Origin of the sequence: Desulfovibrio sp. ZJ746, assembly GCF_011039155.1 — a bacterium.
In the GTDB taxonomy this organism is placed as follows: domain Bacteria; phylum Desulfobacterota; class Desulfovibrionia; order Desulfovibrionales; family Desulfovibrionaceae; genus Desulfovibrio.
On record NZ_JAAKEK010000002.1, the window covers coordinates 1 to 15,374 of the forward strand.

Genomic DNA, 15,374 nt, shown 5'->3' on the forward strand with positions numbered 1-15,374 from the left:
CCACCTTGTAACACAATAATGCCGCTGCCAGTTACGGTATTATCGGAGCGATCAGTTATCACGCCAAGAGCTGTATACCCGGAACCATTTCGCACCCGGTCGCTCATCACCCCTCCCATGCTGGGAGCAATCACCCCGTCCCCGGCCATTGCGCGAAACATGCCCGTGAGGTCCGGCATATACAGGGCATCTGCGGCCGCGTCGTAAAAAAACTTGCTCACGCCGCCAACACCTTCCCAGCCCACGGTCGCGCCGCTGGCCAGGGTATGCCAGATGGCGACGTGGGCGGCCTGGCGCTCGGCGAGGCTTGCAAAGCAGCGCGCCTGCCCGTGGGCGGTTTGCAGGTAGGCATACGCCTGCGGCCAGGTCGCGGCAAAGTCCTCCACCACGCTGCCGTTGAGCGGCACAAAGCCCGGACGAGATAACGTATCCTCGAACCACGCAGTCTGGCATATGCGCGTCCGCGCCATGCCCGCCATGATCTGCCAGGCCAATCCGGTGTAAATGACCTCATAGACCTGGCCAGCGGCCAGATCGCCCACTTCCGGGGCCACGCCCTCCCAAAGCAGGGGCTCGGCGTTGCCGCCGTTGATGCTGATGCGCGGGTTGACGGCCGTGTTGACGTGGGCAAAGCGCAGGTACACCTTGGAGCCGGGCACAAGGTCAAGGCCCTCTATTTCCAGGGCCTTGACGGGCTCGTCCGCGGCACTCTCGCACAGCGCAAAAGAGGCGTCATGCCGGGGCTCAAGGGCACGAATGGCCCTCACCAGGGCGGCCTCCACTTTGTCCAGGTCGCCGTCGTCGAGGACGCCCGGAGCAAAGCGGCGCGCCAGGAATTGCGCGAGGCCCGCGGCCATATGCGCAACCTGCCGGGCCTGTTTGTTGGCGAGCTTGGCGCGGGCAATGCCCGGCTGGTGGCCAATAATGCGCTGCATGTCCTGGGCGTACTCGGCCTGCGTAAGCAGGTCGCGGCCCTCCTGCCCCTGCGCGCAGAAGGGCAAAATCTCATTGATAACGGCCTCGGGCGCAACGGTGACGCCCGTGTCCTTGAGGTCCGCAACGGTTTGTGCCTGTGCCATGTCTGGCCTCCTCGGGGTACTCTACGGGGCTTTGCTGGCCTGGTGTCCCCCGAAATTGTTCGGGAGGCGTGATTATGCCGGAACCAGGAACTCGGGCCAGCGGCCGCCGCTCCCGGCCTCGTCAGGCCACCCCGCAAGGGCCGCCGAGTCGCAATCCCACGCGAACAGCTTGTCGCCGTCCGGCGTCACGGCGTACCAGTTTATGCGCACGCCCTCGGGCTTGAGCGGGATATAGTTGCCCGTGAGCAGCGCGCGGAATACGGCATCGGGCCTTATGCCCGCTATGCCCACGCTCATGCTCATGTCCTGGTTATCCTGGATAACCAGGAGGCTGCCTGTGTCCGCAAAGGCCATGCGCCAGACAGCGTAGGCCAGGGGCACGCTGCCATCCCAGGCATTGGCGGTAATGCGCGCCTTGACCAGGCGCCGGAAGCTGTCGTCATCCAGCACAGAGAGACCCGAGGCCGGGTCGTAGCGGCCTTTCCACACGCCCTCCTGCCAGCCCACGCCCTCCACGTCCCAGCTAAAATAGACGCCTTCCAGGGGCGTTTGCAGGTAGCGGGTGACGCCTACCCACAGGCCCACGGCGTCAAGCTGCACGCCCACGGCCGTGTCCACGTCAAAGGCCGGGGGAAGCTGGCAAAGGAAAGCCTGGGCGTCCGCATAGGGCTGGACGCACGCGGCCACCAGCGCCAGAAAACGCGGGCGGCGGTGCTCGCTTGTCACCAGGGCAACGTAGTCCGCAACGCCGGGCATTAGTCGCCCCCCGGCAGCAGCACGTCCTCTACCGCGCAACTCGCGGCGGCGTTAAAGGTAATGGGCAAATTGGCCTGCTGCCACTCGGCCGCGTCGTCCGGGGCGTCGCCCGTGCAAAGCTCCACCGCCAGCACGTCAAAGGACCTGCGGCCGGGCACGTCCGCCTCATTTATGGGGCACAAGAGGCGGCTCACAAGCACGTCCTCGCCAATGGGCAGGGCGTTGACGTAGGCCGCAAGATTTTCGCGAATGGCCTGCGCGGTACTGGACAAAAAGCCCGCCAGGGGCTTGAGGGTGACGCGCAGGCGTACGCGCACGGGCGCGGCGTAAAAAAAGCGGATAGGGTTAGGGACGCCCATTTCGTCGCGGGTCAACACCTCCACGTTGCCGTAGGTGTAGCAGCCGGGCGTCTTTTTAACGGCTATGGCGTCCGCAATGGCCCTGGCGTCGCCCCCCTCCACCACAAGGCAAATGCTGTGCGGCGGAAGATTGTTGGCGTCCTCCACATTGGTGTCATTTTCGTAGCCGCGCCAGCGGGTCACGCCCGGCACGGCCGCCACGGCCCCCAGCGTGCCCTCGAACACCGTGCGGCTGGGCAGCGCCGTGGAGACGGCCTGCCGCTCGCGCAGGGCCGCGTCAGTCTCAACCGCGCGGCCGGGCGTGGCGGCCACGGTATTGACGGCGCTTTGCCAGCCCCGGCAGGGCGTGGCTATTATCTTGATCTCGCCCGCGGCGGCGTGGATGTCCCCGGCCTCCTGCGCCGTGGCCGTCACCGTGATTTCCCCGGCCACGGGAATGATAACCTCGGCGGGCAAATCCCATTTGCGCCCTGCATCGTCCTCGAGCTGGCCAGCCTTGATTATGGTCCCGGCCACGCCCGTAAGGCGCACGGGCGCTGTGCTCACGCCCGCGGCCTGCCGTCGTATGCCGTTGATGATCACCATGCGGGACAGGCCCGCGCCCTGCGCCGTCTGCGGGGAAAAGGCGTTATACACGGCGCAGGCCAGGGCATAGGTATCCTGCTGCGCCAGCGCCACAATGGCGGCAAGCTGGCCCTCCTGGCTATCCGGCTCAAGGTACAGGTCAGCCCCGAAAATATCCCGCAGGCTCTGCTGCATCTTTTCCAGTGTCGCCGGGTACTCGGGCAGGTGGTAGCCGTCCCGGTCGATGTATGCGCTCTCCGGCATACTGCCTCCTATAGCGTCGCTGCCACTGTGGCCGGGCCGTAAACAGTGTCAATTTCCGCGGTCACGGTCAGCCTGCGCGTTTCGGCGTCCCACGAGCTCTCATAGCTCGTAAGGGCGCGCACGCCCTGCGTTTGCAAGATGCGGCGGCGCAAAATGGGGTCGTAGGTCTCGCGCGTCTGCTTGCCCCAGACGTGCGTGGCGTAGGGCGTGCCCTCGGTAAGGTCCAGGAACCACTCGCCCGAAAGCAGGGCCAGCCGCGTTTTTACGGCCTGCGCCACGCCCAGGGCATCGTCCACAAAATAATCGGCCTCGCCGTGGCCGAGGCGAAAGTCCCCGGCATTGTCCAGCTTGCGGTAACGCATCAGGCGGGCTCTCCCGTTGTGCCGCCGGAGTCGCCCTGGTGCGTGTGGTGCGCCACGCTCTTGCCCTCGGCGGTCATGTCGCCCGTGGTGTCCAGCGTGCCCTCAAGGCTCACGGCCCCGCGCATACTGATAACGCCCGCGCCGCCGTTTGCTCCCGTGGCGGTCAGGTTGCCCTCAATGGTCACTTGCGGGGCCTTGATGGTAAGGCTGGCGCTGGCCTCAAGCGTTATTTCCCCGGCCGGGGAAATGACCAGGCTGCCCTGCTCATTACGCATGTCCAGCGTCATGTCCGGCCTGATGGTCAGGCTTGCCTTGCCGTCGTCCATGCGCAGTTGCACGTTTTCCGGGTCCACGGGGGGGTCCAGCTTGCCCGCCTGGGAGCGGGGGCCCACAAAGGCCAGCCCGTCGGAAAGGTCATGCATCCGGCTATCGGGAGGCGGCACGGCTTTGCCGCCCTGCCACCAGCCGTCTATACAACGGCTGGAAAACACCACCAGGGCTTCGTCGCCGGGCTTGATGGGATAGGTCAGGGAAAAGCCGCCCCCGCAGGGAAACACCACGGGCACGTCCACCAGCAGGGGCATGGCCTGGCTCTTGACCTGGCCGCGCTCGTCCGCCACGCTGCCCATGACCGCGGGCTGTACGCTCACGGTCATGGCTACGGGGTCAAAGGCCTGGACAATGCCGGGCAGGGCCGTCCAGAGTTGCGCCTGCTGGCCCTCCTGGGCGCGGCGCAGGGCCTCCACGTCGTCACTTGTGCGCTCTATGCGGTCCACGTTGCTACCTCACCTGGTCCAGCGGGAGCCGCGCGGTGTCGTCAATGCCGATGCACACCATGTCGGCGTACCAGTCATTGCCGCGCGTGTCCCCTCGAAACTCAACCTTGAGGATGCGGTAAAAGCCGTCCGCGTCCATGCGCGGGGCCTGCTGCCCGGCCGCCTGCTTCAAGGGCGACTGCATGGCCTTGACCTGCGCGTTATTGAGCTTGATGCGGCCGCCCACGCGCAGCCGTGGGTTGAGGAGTGCCCGCACGGTGATGCCGTCCTGTGTCTGCTCGGGGCTGCCGACAAGCCCGGTCTCATGCGTCAGCACCACGGCCTCGCCGGGCAAATAGCCCTTGCGCGGGACCATTTGCACCTTGCCGTCCTGGATGCACCAGTCCGTACCCGTGTCGCGCGCCTCGTCGCGCATGTACTGCCTGGTCATGCCGTACATGACCTTGCCACGCGGAAGCCTCTGGCCGCCCAGGTCCGGCGTATAGCCGGGCTTGGCGCCCTTGCCCTCCATGCTTCCCTGGCACACGCGCACGCGGTCCGCCGGGCGGGAGCCCGCGGCCAATGTGGTGTTGACCGTGGCAAAATTGTAGGCGCGGTCGCCGTCCGCGGCCAAAATGGCCAGCACCGTGTCCACGCCGTTCTCGCGGAAGACTCGCACCTGCCGGATATTGCCGCGGAATATTGTGCCCAGGTTGTCCTCATAGCCCGCGGCCAGGTTGACCTGGGTAAACTCGCGGCGAATCTTCGCGGCCGTGTCGTCCGCGAGGTTATAGACGTTGATCTCGGCGCTGTTGGGCGTCTCGGTATCGCCCTTTTTGGTGGCAAAAGTGATACGCAGGGCCGAAAGGTCCAGCCCCTCGCCACTGTCCGGGCCCACGATAAGCGAGCAGGCGCGGAGCCACTGCCTGCCTTCCTCATGCTCATTTTGGCTCATTGGGCCGCGTCCTCCGTTTCAAACAGCAGCCGCACGTCCTCGCCCAGATTTTCCAGCGTGGGCGGCAGGTCCCCGGAAAGATGGAGGCCCCCGCCAATGCCCAGATAGGCATAGGGCCGCAAAAGATCGCAGCCCGCCACCAGGGGAATACCCAGCACCAGCGGCGCAAGGTCGTCAGGCGCGTCAAAAATGTCCAGCATCCAGCCCCCCGGCGCGTCAGGGCAGAGGCTTTCCGCCCAGCGCACGGCCAGGTGCAGCTCGCGTCCGGCCAGGCTTATGCCGATACTCTGCGGCTCAGGTGTCAGGGGTATCTCGTACAGTGCCATGCGGGCACTGTACCAGCGGAAGGGCTTATGCTATCCCCCGAAATAGTTCGGGGGGGGATATATGCGCAAGAGTTTTGTTTTTGGGCTGTGCATAGCCGCACTGGTGATGGCTCTTACCGTGCAGGCGGCGGAGATACTGTCAGGCAAAGTCGTGCATATTGCTGATGGGGACACCGTTACTATCCTCACGGGCGGCAACCGGCAGGTAAAAATCAGGCTGTATGGGATAGACTGCCCGGAAAAACGCCAGGCCTACGGCAACCGTGCTCGCCAAGCCATTGCGGAAATGATTGCGGGTAAAGAAGTGCGCGTGCGCAGTATGGGCGTTGACCGCTATGGGCGCGTCCTCGGCCTTATCACTGGTCCCGGCGGGGAGGATGTCAACCGTGCCATGATTCGGCAGGGTATGGCGTGGGTCTATACGCACTATTGTAAGGCCCCGGAGTGCAAAAGGTGGCGCATTGATGAGGTCGAGGCGCAGGCTGCAAAACTAGGGTTATGGGCTGATCCTCATGCCATGCCGCCCTGGGATTGGCGCAGGGCAAATCGGCGTAGGAGATAGCACCTAACCGAGGCCTGCCTTGAGCAGACTTTTGCTTTTCTCGGGTGCTGCCTTGGCCTGCTTTTGCCCCTTGTCCGCGCTGCCCCCGGTGCGCCCGGCGTTTTTGTGCTTCTCTCGCGGGGGCACACTGGTGGTCTGTGTCTGGACGATGATGACCTCGCGGCATTGCGCGGTGACAAAAAGAGCGTGCTCGCTTGTGCTGTCCGTTGTAGTGTTTACGGCCTCCACCAGCATGTTGCTGTAAAGGCGCTTGCCCGTGACTATTTCCACGGGCTCGCGCTTGCGCATGAGCTCGAGCAGCTTTTCGTAAAGCTCCCGGCTGGCCCCTGGGCCCGCGGCATCCGAGTGGCCCGCGCGTATGGTCAGGCTGGCGGGCTCGACGTAGGCGTGGTCGTTGATTTTCGCACCCTGCTCCACGGGGTGCTCGGTTATGGTCACCTTGTCCTCGTGGGCCTCCTCCACCACCACGGCAAATTGCAGGCCGCCCAGGTTGCGGCCCGTTATGATTGTCCCGCTCTCACTCACCGGACCGCCCCCTGCGTGTTGCGCGCAATGTCTGCGGCCACGTTGCCCTGCGCCGCGGCCACCTTGCCCGCCACCTGCTCGGGGCTTTGCGCACCGTTGACCGTGATTTCGGCCTTGCTGTCCACCTTGACGCTCGTGTTTTTGTTGACCGCGCCGTGCGCCTGAAGGGGCGAGGGCTTGAGGGCGGCCCCCTGCGGAATGGTCGGCGGCGCGACAGGCGCGGGCGCACCTTGCTTTTCCGGCGCGGGCGCACCCTGCTTTTCCGGCGCGGCCGCTTCCCCGGAAAGGCCCAGCTTTTTTTGCAGGAACTCGGGCAGGATGGACGCCATGCTCTTGATCTTGCCCTTGATCCAGTCAATGGCCGGGGCAAAAAAGTCCATTATGGCCTTGCCTGCCCCTTGCGCCCAGGCCGCCACGTCCGGGAAGGCATCCGCAAAGCCGTCCCAGAGGTGCGCGAAAAACTCTTTAATGGGCTCCCAATACTCGATGACCAGGGCGGCCAGAGTGATGATGATGCCAAGCGGGTTGGCCTTGAGGATGCCCCACAGCACGCGGAAGGCCATAGTCACGCCGCCCAGGACGCCCTTGACCGCCAGGAGCGCCCCCTTGAGGGACAGGGCCACGCCAAGGCCCGTGGCTATGGCCGTAAACAGGCGTTCATTTTCGGAGCAAAATTTGAGCACCGCGGAAATGGCGCCGCCAATGGCCTTGCGCACCGTCTCAATGGTCCCGGCCCACGGCCCCCAATCAAAGTAGGACTCGCCCCCTTCCATATAGGTGCAATAGTCGTCAATGAGGGCCACCACGGCGGCCAGCCCGGCCACAATGAGGCCCAGGGGCGTCGCCAGAAAACCCGCGTTGAGCAGCTTCCATGCGCCCAGAAAGAGCGCGAGGCCCTGGACAATGCGCTTTTGCCCGTCGTCCAGCTTGTCATACCAGGACACCAGTGCCGCCGCCCAGGTGACGACACGGCGCACAAAGGCCCCCACAACCCCGGCCACGCGCAGGACCAGGCCGATGATCGTCTCAAACAGGCGCTTGATCTTGCCGAAGTTCTCCATGACGACGCGGCGCAGGCTCTCGATGTCCCCCCTGATCTTGCCCAGGAAGGCCCCGCCAACTGCCTTGGCCAGAAGATCACACATGGAGCGCAGCTTGCCCAGCTCGGCCATAAAGGCCTTGCTGTCCTCCGCGGCCTTTTGCGCGTCGCGCCCCGCCACGGCGTACATGGCCGCAAACTCGCTTTTGAGCTCTCCCACGTCGCGCGTAAGCATGGGCACAAGGGCCGGGTCAATGCCCATGCGCTGGGCATAGAGGCGCGCGGCCTGGTCACTCATGCCGCGCATGGCCCGGCCCGCGCGCTCCAAAAGCACGCTCGTGTCCTTTATGTGCGGGTACTTGCTCTTGAGGCTGGCCAGGCTTGATGCCACGGCGGAGGCTGAGGCCCCTGTCTGCTCGGCCACATAGCCGAGCTCCTCCAACTTTTGAATGGGCACGCCCAGGCTCTCGGCCTTTTTGGCAAGCTCAACCTCGCTTTGCGCCACGCGCATGATGCCCGCAATGGCCGCGCCCGCGGCCACTGAACACGCGGCCCCAAAGCCCGCCACCTTGGCGAGGGCCGCCTTCATGCCCTTTTCATCGACTTTAAAGCCAATGCTGGCCAAAAATTCGGCAATGGTCGCCGCCATTATGTGCCCTTGTGTTTCAGCGCCGCGAGGTAACGCCGCTCATTTTCCGCCGCCACGTCCAGGGCGTCATTCATGGCCGCCACGTCCGCAAGGTCCAGGCTGCCGTTTTTAAGGCTCTCATAACGGCACATGCCGCGCACGGCGGGCCTAAGGAGCCAGTCGAGGCCGTCCGGCATGGCTACCCACTCAACGCTTACGCCGTCGCCGTCTCCCCCCCACCCGGCGCGATCGAGGGGAGCGCGAGAAAAAACCCCGCAAGGTTGTCCTGGAGGGTGTGCGCCGTAAGCGAAAGCAGGGTCAAAAGGTCAAGGTCCGCGTACATGGTCGCCCCGTTCTGGCGCAGGGGCGCCCAGCCGCCGCCCTCCACGCGGCGGGCGCACACGTCCAGGCAGGCGTTGCAAATGTATTCCAGGCTTTCGTCCGGGAGCGCGCCAATGGCCTCGCCCAGCGGCCCCACAAAGCTCTCGGGGTGCTCCATGTCCGCCTGCTGCAAAAGGCCCTGGACCTTGCCCAGCACGGGCGCGGCGCGCTTGATGATGTACATTTGCGCAAAGGCGTTGAGCTTGCCCGTGCGGTACGTCTTGCCCTGGATAATCACTTCCTTCATGGCTTGCCTCTAGAGGATTTCCGGCGTGCCGCTGCCGATCTGGCTCTCGATCTTGCCCGCGTAGAAAGTCCACTGGTAGGTCCCGCCCTCCTGCGCAAAGACCTTGTCCGGGGCCTTGGCGAAGGCCACCTCCTGTAAGGTCACGGTGTCCCCGCGCGCAATGTCCCGAATGGTTATGGTGTTGCGGCCCCAGGAGGAGCTGGACTTGCTCTGCGTGTTGTAGAGGTTTTGCAGCAGGCGGTTAACCGGGCTGGTGCGCAGCAGGGTCACGGTGATACTGCCCGAGCAGTCCGCAATCAGGGAGTGCATGGCCGCGCCGTCCGCGCCGATGGTCATCACGTCCTTGTCGCCCGTGGGCGTTATGGTGATGCCCTCCTGGGCAATGCCCACGCGGTCGCCGGACAGGGGGAAATTGCCCCCGGGCCCGGAAATGGCGGCCTGAACGTCCAGGAAAGAATATGCAAAGCCCATGATTGCCCCCCTTAGCGGTTGACGTTGATGGCCACATCAACGGAGTGGATGGCCCCGGCCAGCTTGATGGCGCACTGGATGGGCGGGGCCTTGCGCTGTTCGCGCTCGCTCTGCGCCTGCAACTCGATGGGCTCGGAATAGACGTAATAGCCCTTGGGCAGGTAATCGCCGCGCTCGATTTGCCCAAAGCCGTCGCCGTTCCAGGTGCCAGGCGCCACCAGGGCGTTGTTGACGGCCTGCTCCATGACGTTTTCAATGCAGGCAATGAGCTGGTTCACGCCGCTGTTGGTCTGCGGAATCTTGGTCTTGGACTGGTAGAGCAGGTTCCACAGCTCGGTTTGCACGGCGTTTTGGAGCCAGTCAGTGCCATGTACCTCGTCGAACCAGGCGTCGCCGCTCATGACGCCTTCCTGCAAAATGGCCGTGTCGTTATTGTAGGCCGCAAAGACGTTGCAGCGCTTGGCCGCCAGGGTGTTCGCCTGGCTTTCGGTAAGGCCCTCGGCTTCCACGCTGGGCAGCTGCTTGAACTTCAGCGTAATGGTGGAGCGGTTGGCCGAAAAATTGACCGTAAAGGCCCGGCCGATGGCGCTTATGGCCGCATAGGGGTTGGCGCTGTAGCACACAAAGCAGCGCGAGAGCTTCAGCGCCTTGGCGCGGCTAGCCAGGTCGTCCGCGTAAACACTGTCCAGCACGCGGGTGTCGGTAATGGTGGCCGCGTAGATGCGGCTTTTGGGCGCGGCCTGAAGGTATTGCGCCACGGCGAGGTGCTCGTCCACGGTGAGGTCCGGGTCCGCCACGGCAAAGCCGTACCAGTCGCCCCGGTCCGCCAGTTCCACGGCGCACTCTTTCAGGCTTTCGGCGTCCTGGCCGTCCTGGGGCGCGAGGCCCGTGGCCTGCGTGAGCTTCAGCATGGCGGCCAGCGGCGTACCGTTTTCGGCGTCGCCGCACCAGTTGAGCGTGGCTTCCGCGCCCGTGGCCTTGCTGGTCAAGGTAAAGCGCTCGCCGTCAAAGGTGCAGTTGGCCCCGGCGCTCGCGGCCTTGGTGTCAATGGCGGCCGCCACGGCGTTGAGGTTGGTCGCGGCCGTAAAGTCCAGGTCCTCGAGGGCCGTTTCCACGCCGCCCACGCTGATGACCAGGGAGCCGTCGGCAATGACGCCCCAGCGGGACATGGCCATTTCCTCGGCCGTGAGGATGCCGCCCGTGAGCTGGGCGGGGCTTGCCGTCTTAACCCAGCGGCCGATTTGCAAAATGGCCGGGCGCGGGGACTGTGAAAAAAAGAGTTCCGCGGCCAGGTATTCGGGGGCGTGGATGCCGAAGTCCGCGGCCACGCCGTCGATGCCCGTGTAGGTGCGGATACGCTCGGCCGCCGTGATGACAGGCGAGGCCCCGGCAATGAGGAGGACGCCGAAGTTGCGGCGGCTGGCGGCCAGCGGTTGCAGGTTGACGGTGACATTGACCACGCGGTCAACGGAAAGGGCTTTTGTGGCCATTGCTGCCTCCTTATCTTGAGCGCCCGCACAGGCCGCAGGCCTGGGCGGTTTTAAGGTCCTTGATGTCCGTAACGCCCTCGCCGGGCTCGCGCTTGCCGAGCCACGGCCCGCGCGTGAAGGTGATGCTCATGTCCTGGCGGCGCTGCCAGCGGCCGTCCACAAGCTCCGGGGCTGGCGTTATGCCGCCCACGCGCACCAGTGCCAGGTTGGCCGGGTCGCGCAGCATGGCCCGGTTTTGCTCAACCCAAAGGCCGTCGCGCACGGCGCGCGCGTGCTCCCGCGCGTGGGGCCCGTAAAAGCTGCAAAGCACGGTCAGGGACTCATGCATGGCCAGCCGTGTGCATCCGCCCTCATGCCAGGCCGCGCCGCCCGGCGCGTCCTCGCCCACAATGCCCAGGGCGCACCAGTCCACGTCCGGCACCGGGGCCGCGGGCGGCTTGGGCTGCCAGCGGGGGCGCACCAGGTCGCCGGGAAGGCCCGTGAGGGCGCAGACCATGTCGTGCAGCACGTCCTCAAGGGCAGGCTCTTCCGGGCCGGGAGCGGGCCTAAGCCACCCGGCCGCCAGGCTGCTCGCGTCAGTCATGGGTTGCCTCGGGCAGCAGCGTGGCCAGGGCGCGCACATAGCCGGGCCAGGTCTCCACGCTGGCCACCTCGTAGCGCTGCCCCTGCCAGAGGATGACGTCCGCGGCCGTGCCTTCCGGCCGCTGGCCCACGCGCAGGGGCTCGCGGCTGTAGACAGTGATGGTTTCCCGGTCGCGGTCGCCCTCGGCGAGGCGCTCAAGCTCGCGCGGCGTGGCAGGCTGGACCACGCCCCGCCAGGGCAGGACCTCGCTTGTGAGTTGCGCCCGGCCCTTGTCGTCAACACTTTCCACACACCGCTCCACCGTGAACGCCGCGCAAAAGTCCGGGTCAGAAAGCAGGTAGGAAATGTCAAGCGCCATTGCCGCCCCCTGGCGTAATAAGGCCACTGCCCCCGCCGCGCTTGCGGATCACATAGGTGTGGCTTTTCATAAGCTGGCCCGTGACCAAAAGCGGGTTGAGCTTGCCCTGCTCGCGGCGGGACTTGCCCCGCCTTTCCTTTCCCTTTTTGTCCTTGAGGACCTTGCCCTCGTCATTTTTCAGCAGGGGCTTGTAGTCCAGCGTTTCCGCCTTGAGCGGCGGCCAGTCGTTATCCTGGAATTTTGCCCGCACGGCGTTTTGCGCGAGCGTCCCCACTTTGTTGAGCGCCGCGTCCACGGCCTGCTCCTTGCCCTCCAGAGCCGCGCTGGCGGCCGCCCTAAGCTCCTCCGCGGCCTCGGGGATGATTGCCTCGATGCCTGGAATAAGGTGTGGCCGGGCCGGGATGCCCGCCGCGGGAGCCCCGAACTCGTGAATGTAGGACAGCTCGGCGTTGTTGATGCCCCCCTGGCGCGCCCCGGCCTTTTCGGCGGGCACGCCCACGAGCACGTCCTGCCCGCTCAAGTTGGCAACGGCCCTGCGGATCGCGCCCGTCTGGTCCGCTGTCTGCCTGACGCTCAACGTGGGCCTCATACCACCATGCCCCCGGCCCCCACGATTTGCACCAGGGCCCAAAACTGTTGGCCGTAACTCGTCAAATTGTATTGGCCAGCCCCGGAAAGGGCATTGCCCTGGGCGGCCGCGCCCGTGCGCGTGGTGGAGTGCGAGAGGCCGCCTACTGTCTTGGTCTCGCTGGTCACGGGCCCGGCGGCCGCGTTGATGCCGCCCGTGCCTGCGGTGTCCTTTGCCGCCTCAAGCTCCAGGGTGATCTGGTGCGCGGCGTAGAGGCCCATGCCCTCCTCAAGCAGGTCCCCCCAGCGGGTAGCGGGCAACAGTTTGCCCGCCACCCGCAGGTGGAACGCCACGCGGCCGTCCGGCACAAGGTCCGGCGAAAACTGCGGGAACGCCTCGCGGAAGGCCGCCACGTCGCACATGCCTACACCCCGTCCGCGTAGGCCACGGTCTCGGGATAGACAAACTCCACCTCGCCCAGGGCGGCGTAGTAGGTGGTCATCTGGTACAGGCTGCGGTACTCCACGGGCGTGTGCTGGAGCGGCACAAGGGGATAGCGCACATACTGGCGCGCCTTGGTGTAGGCCACCATGCGGCTCTTCTTGGCCGCGCCGATGCCGTCCAGGTGCTTGACCGGGGCCACCTCCAGCAGGCGGCCGTTGACGGTGTTGCAAAGGCACTGCTCGCGCACATATTGCAGGATGCTGATGCTGCCCGCCTCGGTCATGGGCTTGGTCAGGCAGCTCATGGCCTTGGGCGGGACCAGCAGGCGGTCCGGCAGGATGGCGTAGGCGCTGGCTTCCCAGGCGGTTTCCAGGAGCTTGTTGATGCTGGCAAGGATTTCGTCCGGCGTGGACGCGCTCCACAGCTTGGTGAGCGTGGTCGTGGCCACGTCCGGGTTGTTGCAAAGCCCCGTTGCCCCCACGGCGGCGTCGCCCACATAGACCATCTGGTCGATGTCCATCTGGTGCTTGAGGTGCATGGCGTCCAGCTTTTCGCGGTCAATGGGGCGGCCCACCTGCTGCGCGGCCGCCAGTTCCTTGACTGTGTAGCCAATCTCATTGGCCCAGAGGCGCAGGGGCTTGCTGGACTTTTCAATGTTCACGGCCACGCCCGGAATGGCCGTGGCGTCCTTGCCAACCCAGTTGATGCCACCCGCGTAGATGCCGCCCATAGCCGCAAAGCTGGTGTTGGTGTAGCTGGACACCTCGTCGGCGAGGGTCACGTCCTCGCGCAGGTCAATGTCGCGGCCCCAGGTCACGGCCGCCAGGGGGCCGTGAAGTTCCGGGTCCAGGCGCTCGAGTTCCCCCTCCAGGAAGGCCCCGGCATCGCGGATTTTCGTTGCATCCATCGTAAACATGCTTTCAGCCCCCTTAGATGTTGAAGGCGATCTCGACGATGCCGCCGTCGTCCGCCTGCCCCATGAAGATGCAGCCGGGCACTTCCAGCGTCTCGTCCTTGACCGCAGTGGCCTCGATGTCGCCCACGGCCTTGCCTTCGGCGGCCGCTATGCGCACATGGACGGCCGCGCCCTTGGCGGCCGTACCGCGGGCAAGCCGCACGGCCATGTAGCCCCGCCTCATGCAGTCCTGGATGCTCCCGGCCGTGGCCTGCTGGTCCTGCGTGGGATAGGGCCGGACCATAAAGCCATAGACGGCGTCGCCCGCGGCCGAAAGCGGCGAGAGCTTGCCCGTGCCGTCCAGCTTGACGGGCGCGCCGAAGGGCACGTCCTCGCCCATGAGGCCGGACTCCACGGTCGCCTCGGCCTTGCGGGTCACGTCCCCGGCAAAGCCCGCGGGCATCCTGAAGAGGTAAGCGTTACCCATTGTTGCCTCCCTTGCCGTAGAAAGCGGCGTTGGCCTTGTTGATGTCCGCGGGGGTCCATACCTTCCGGGCGCCATTGGCGGCGGTGCGCGTCAGGCTGTCCGCCGTGCGGGTATTGTTGCGGCTGGCCGCCACCGCGGACACAGCGCCAAAGGCCGCGGCAAGCTCGGCCGGGTTCGCGCGGGAAAGGGGCTTGTCGCCCAGGATGTCCCGCACCAGGCTGGCGCTCGCCGTATCGCGCATGGCCAGCGCCAGCGCGCCCCTGCGCACGGCGTCCGCATTGTCCCCCGGCCGCGCGCCCGCAAGGCCCATGCCCTGGGCCCGGCGCACCATATCCGCGTCCGCCAGGCGCTTCGGCCTGCGGTCACGGGCGGGCGCGGCAGGCTCCTCGTCCTGTGGGCTCGCGGGGTCGTCGTCGCCGCAGGGCTCCTCGTCCTGTGGGCTCCCCGGCTCCACGTCCTGGGGATTGTCGTCCGCTTTCTTGGGCATGAGCGCCTCGCAGAGGGTGCGCACCATGAGCTTGAGCTCTTCCAGGCTGGCGGCCATGTCGTCGTCGGTCGTGGCCGGGGCCTGCTCCTCGTCCTTGCCGGGCGTGTCCTCGTCCGCCGGAGCGGGCGCTTCTTCGTCCGCGGCCTTGGCGGCCACTTCTTCGGCTTCCGCCGCATCGAGCCAGCGGCGCAGCCTCTGCCAGGGCGTCCCCTTGGGCTTTTTGGCCATAGCATCCTCATCCTTGATTTTGCAGCGCCCTCCGGCCCTGCCGTGATCGACCAGGGCAACATGATTGCCCCGTATATGCGTCTGCCGCCCCACGCCGGGGCGGATGCGCTCCACTTCTGCGTCATAACCGCAGGACAATTCCCGCAGGCCGCCCTCGATAGCGCAAATCGCTTCCACGTCCGTTACCAGGATGTCCGCCAGCACGAGGTCGCTTGCGGGGCCCGTGCCCCGGTGGACATTGGTGACAATGCCGCGCGCGAGCTCGGCCCAGTTTTCCGGGTCCACGTCCTCGTCCGGGTGATCCAGCGTCAGGGGCTTGCCTTCAAAGCTGGCCAGCGCTTCAGGCGCAAATACTTCGGCGTCGTCCCGGTAAACCAGCACTTCCTTGCCCGCAAAGCCGCGGGTTATGTCGTCACTCACCTCCTCGGGCAGGTAACGCATGACGCCCGTCCGCCCCAGGGCGGCGTCCCTGCACAGCAGGTAGCCCTCGGGCGTCTTTTCGAGGTGCTCGGAGAGGTTGACCACGGTTCTGATGCGCATGGGGGCATCATGGGACACGGG

Annotated in this window: 20 protein-coding genes and 1 pseudogene; 1 reads left to right on the plus strand and 20 read right to left on the minus strand. The window is 65.8% G+C overall.

What is annotated here, in order from left to right:
* The 7 genes and pseudogenes from G7Y54_RS12495 to G7Y54_RS04265 all read right to left on the minus strand — a co-directional run.
* Nucleotides 1-1,079 (minus strand): annotated as a pseudogene (locus tag G7Y54_RS12495) (hypothetical protein); the annotation flags it as partial.
* Between the two features lie 72 nt (nucleotides 1,080-1,151).
* Nucleotides 1,152-1,835: a DUF2612 domain-containing protein gene (locus tag G7Y54_RS04240; protein ID WP_165078054.1), complete on the minus strand. Its 684-nt coding sequence runs from the start codon at nucleotides 1,833-1,835 to the stop codon at nucleotides 1,152-1,154.
* Nucleotides 1,835-3,022 (minus strand): baseplate J/gp47 family protein, encoded by a 1,188-nt coding sequence (locus G7Y54_RS04245; protein ID WP_165078059.1) that lies wholly within the window; start codon nucleotides 3,020-3,022, stop codon nucleotides 1,835-1,837. Before G7Y54_RS04245 ends, G7Y54_RS04240 begins: the two co-directional genes overlap by 1 nt.
* A gap of 8 nt (nucleotides 3,023-3,030) precedes the next feature.
* A complete protein-coding gene (locus G7Y54_RS04250) occupies nucleotides 3,031-3,384 on the minus strand; it encodes a hypothetical protein (RefSeq protein WP_165078062.1) in 354 nt (117 codons plus the stop codon).
* A complete protein-coding gene (locus G7Y54_RS04255) occupies nucleotides 3,384-4,160 on the minus strand; it encodes a Gp138 family membrane-puncturing spike protein (RefSeq protein ID WP_165078063.1) in 777 nt (258 codons plus the stop codon). The genes G7Y54_RS04250 and G7Y54_RS04255 overlap by 1 nt, the downstream gene beginning before the upstream one ends.
* A gap of 4 nt (nucleotides 4,161-4,164) precedes the next feature.
* Nucleotides 4,165-5,094, minus strand: a complete 930-nt coding sequence (locus tag G7Y54_RS04260; RefSeq protein WP_165078064.1) for a hypothetical protein — start codon at nucleotides 5,092-5,094, stop codon at nucleotides 4,165-4,167.
* Nucleotides 5,091-5,420, minus strand: a complete 330-nt coding sequence (locus G7Y54_RS04265) for a hypothetical protein (protein WP_165078065.1) — start codon at nucleotides 5,418-5,420, stop codon at nucleotides 5,091-5,093. Before G7Y54_RS04265 ends, G7Y54_RS04260 begins: the two co-directional genes overlap by 4 nt.
* Before the next feature lie 61 nt (nucleotides 5,421-5,481).
* Between G7Y54_RS04265 and G7Y54_RS04270 the strand changes: the two genes are divergently transcribed.
* Complete coding sequence (locus tag G7Y54_RS04270) at nucleotides 5,482-5,982, plus strand: thermonuclease family protein (protein ID WP_165078066.1); 501 nt, start codon at nucleotides 5,482-5,484, stop codon at nucleotides 5,980-5,982.
* 3 nt (nucleotides 5,983-5,985) lie between these two features.
* Here the strand turns inward: G7Y54_RS04270 and G7Y54_RS04275 are convergent, their stop codons facing one another.
* The 13 genes from G7Y54_RS04275 to G7Y54_RS04335 are packed head-to-tail and all read right to left on the minus strand — an operon-like array spanning nucleotide 5,986 to nucleotide 15,353.
* Nucleotides 5,986-6,507, minus strand: a complete 522-nt coding sequence (locus tag G7Y54_RS04275; RefSeq protein ID WP_165078067.1) for a phage baseplate protein — start codon at nucleotides 6,505-6,507, stop codon at nucleotides 5,986-5,988.
* Nucleotides 6,504-8,195 carry a hypothetical protein gene (locus G7Y54_RS04280; RefSeq protein ID WP_165078068.1) on the minus strand — a complete coding sequence of 564 codons (1,692 nt, stop codon included), beginning with the start codon at nucleotides 8,193-8,195 and terminating at the stop codon, nucleotides 6,504-6,506. Before G7Y54_RS04280 ends, G7Y54_RS04275 begins: the two co-directional genes overlap by 4 nt.
* Nucleotides 8,195-8,371 carry a hypothetical protein gene (locus G7Y54_RS04285; protein WP_165078069.1) on the minus strand — a complete coding sequence of 59 codons (177 nt, stop codon included), beginning with the start codon at nucleotides 8,369-8,371 and terminating at the stop codon, nucleotides 8,195-8,197. Before G7Y54_RS04285 ends, G7Y54_RS04280 begins: the two co-directional genes overlap by 1 nt.
* Nucleotides 8,372-8,388: 17 nt before the next feature.
* Complete coding sequence (locus G7Y54_RS04290) at nucleotides 8,389-8,802, minus strand: phage tail assembly chaperone (protein ID WP_165078070.1); 414 nt, start codon at nucleotides 8,800-8,802, stop codon at nucleotides 8,389-8,391.
* Nucleotides 8,803-8,811: 9 nt separating this feature from the next.
* Entirely contained in the window at nucleotides 8,812-9,273 is a 462-nt protein-coding gene (locus tag G7Y54_RS04295; RefSeq protein ID WP_165078071.1) for a phage protein, read from the minus strand.
* An 11-nt stretch (nucleotides 9,274-9,284) separates the two neighbouring features.
* Nucleotides 9,285-10,763 (minus strand): DUF3383 domain-containing protein, encoded by a 1,479-nt coding sequence (locus tag G7Y54_RS04300; protein ID WP_165078072.1) that lies wholly within the window; start codon nucleotides 10,761-10,763, stop codon nucleotides 9,285-9,287.
* 10 nt (nucleotides 10,764-10,773) lie between these two features.
* Nucleotides 10,774-11,346 carry a hypothetical protein gene (locus G7Y54_RS04305; RefSeq protein ID WP_165078073.1) on the minus strand — a complete coding sequence of 191 codons (573 nt, stop codon included), beginning with the start codon at nucleotides 11,344-11,346 and terminating at the stop codon, nucleotides 10,774-10,776.
* Nucleotides 11,339-11,704: a hypothetical protein gene (locus tag G7Y54_RS04310; RefSeq protein WP_165078074.1), complete on the minus strand. Its 366-nt coding sequence runs from the start codon at nucleotides 11,702-11,704 to the stop codon at nucleotides 11,339-11,341. The genes G7Y54_RS04305 and G7Y54_RS04310 overlap by 8 nt, the downstream gene beginning before the upstream one ends.
* Complete coding sequence (locus tag G7Y54_RS04315) at nucleotides 11,694-12,281, minus strand: hypothetical protein (RefSeq protein ID WP_241159371.1); 588 nt, start codon at nucleotides 12,279-12,281, stop codon at nucleotides 11,694-11,696. Before G7Y54_RS04315 ends, G7Y54_RS04310 begins: the two co-directional genes overlap by 11 nt.
* Before the next feature lie 8 nt (nucleotides 12,282-12,289).
* Nucleotides 12,290-12,694 carry a DUF4054 domain-containing protein gene (locus tag G7Y54_RS04320; RefSeq protein ID WP_165078076.1) on the minus strand — a complete coding sequence of 135 codons (405 nt, stop codon included), beginning with the start codon at nucleotides 12,692-12,694 and terminating at the stop codon, nucleotides 12,290-12,292.
* 2 nt (nucleotides 12,695-12,696) lie between these two features.
* Complete coding sequence (locus tag G7Y54_RS04325; RefSeq protein WP_241159372.1) at nucleotides 12,697-13,623, minus strand: DUF2184 domain-containing protein; 927 nt, start codon at nucleotides 13,621-13,623, stop codon at nucleotides 12,697-12,699.
* Nucleotides 13,624-13,645: 22 nt separating this feature from the next.
* On the minus strand, nucleotides 13,646-14,098 hold the full coding sequence (locus G7Y54_RS04330) for a hypothetical protein (protein ID WP_165078078.1): 453 nt from the start codon (nucleotides 14,096-14,098) through the stop codon (nucleotides 13,646-13,648).
* A complete protein-coding gene (locus tag G7Y54_RS04335; protein WP_165078079.1) occupies nucleotides 14,091-15,353 on the minus strand; it encodes a DUF2213 domain-containing protein in 1,263 nt (420 codons plus the stop codon). The genes G7Y54_RS04330 and G7Y54_RS04335 overlap by 8 nt, the downstream gene beginning before the upstream one ends.
* Nucleotides 15,354-15,374: the final 21 nt, after the last annotated feature.

Excerpts from the sequence above, each read along its gene's own strand:
- G7Y54_RS04300 (WP_165078072.1), bottom strand. The coding sequence starts at position 10,763 with ATGGCCACAAAAGCCCTTTCCGTTGACCGCGTGGTCAATGTCACCGTC.
- G7Y54_RS04310 (WP_165078074.1), bottom strand. The coding sequence starts at position 11,704 with ATGGCGCTTGACATTTCCTACCTGCTTTCTGACCCGGACTTTTGCGCG.
- G7Y54_RS04290 (WP_165078070.1), bottom strand. The coding sequence starts at position 8,802 with ATGAAGGAAGTGATTATCCAGGGCAAGACGTACCGCACGGGCAAGCTC.
- G7Y54_RS04240 (WP_165078054.1), bottom strand. The coding sequence starts at position 1,835 with ATGCCCGGCGTTGCGGACTACGTTGCCCTGGTGACAAGCGAGCACCGC.
- G7Y54_RS04250 (WP_165078062.1), bottom strand. The coding sequence starts at position 3,384 with ATGCGTTACCGCAAGCTGGACAATGCCGGGGACTTTCGCCTCGGCCAC.
- G7Y54_RS04285 (WP_165078069.1), bottom strand. The coding sequence starts at position 8,371 with ATGCCGGACGGCCTCGACTGGCTCCTTAGGCCCGCCGTGCGCGGCATG.
- G7Y54_RS04295 (WP_165078071.1), bottom strand. The coding sequence starts at position 9,273 with ATGGGCTTTGCATATTCTTTCCTGGACGTTCAGGCCGCCATTTCCGGG.
- G7Y54_RS04260 (WP_165078064.1), bottom strand. The coding sequence starts at position 5,094 with ATGAGCCAAAATGAGCATGAGGAAGGCAGGCAGTGGCTCCGCGCCTGC.
- G7Y54_RS04280 (WP_165078068.1), bottom strand. The coding sequence starts at position 8,195 with ATGGCGGCGACCATTGCCGAATTTTTGGCCAGCATTGGCTTTAAAGTC.
- G7Y54_RS04305 (WP_165078073.1), bottom strand. The coding sequence starts at position 11,346 with ATGACTGACGCGAGCAGCCTGGCGGCCGGGTGGCTTAGGCCCGCTCCC.
- G7Y54_RS04330 (WP_165078078.1), bottom strand. The coding sequence starts at position 14,098 with ATGGGTAACGCTTACCTCTTCAGGATGCCCGCGGGCTTTGCCGGGGAC.
- G7Y54_RS04335 (WP_165078079.1), bottom strand. The coding sequence starts at position 15,353 with ATGCGCATCAGAACCGTGGTCAACCTCTCCGAGCACCTCGAAAAGACG.
- G7Y54_RS04325 (WP_241159372.1), bottom strand. The coding sequence starts at position 13,623 with ATGGATGCAACGAAAATCCGCGATGCCGGGGCCTTCCTGGAGGGGGAA.
- G7Y54_RS04265 (WP_165078065.1), bottom strand. The coding sequence starts at position 5,420 with ATGGCACTGTACGAGATACCCCTGACACCTGAGCCGCAGAGTATCGGC.
- G7Y54_RS04270 (WP_165078066.1), top strand. The coding sequence starts at position 5,482 with ATGCGCAAGAGTTTTGTTTTTGGGCTGTGCATAGCCGCACTGGTGATG.
- G7Y54_RS04320 (WP_165078076.1), bottom strand. The coding sequence starts at position 12,694 with ATGTGCGACGTGGCGGCCTTCCGCGAGGCGTTCCCGCAGTTTTCGCCG.
- G7Y54_RS04245 (WP_165078059.1), bottom strand. The coding sequence starts at position 3,022 with ATGCCGGAGAGCGCATACATCGACCGGGACGGCTACCACCTGCCCGAG.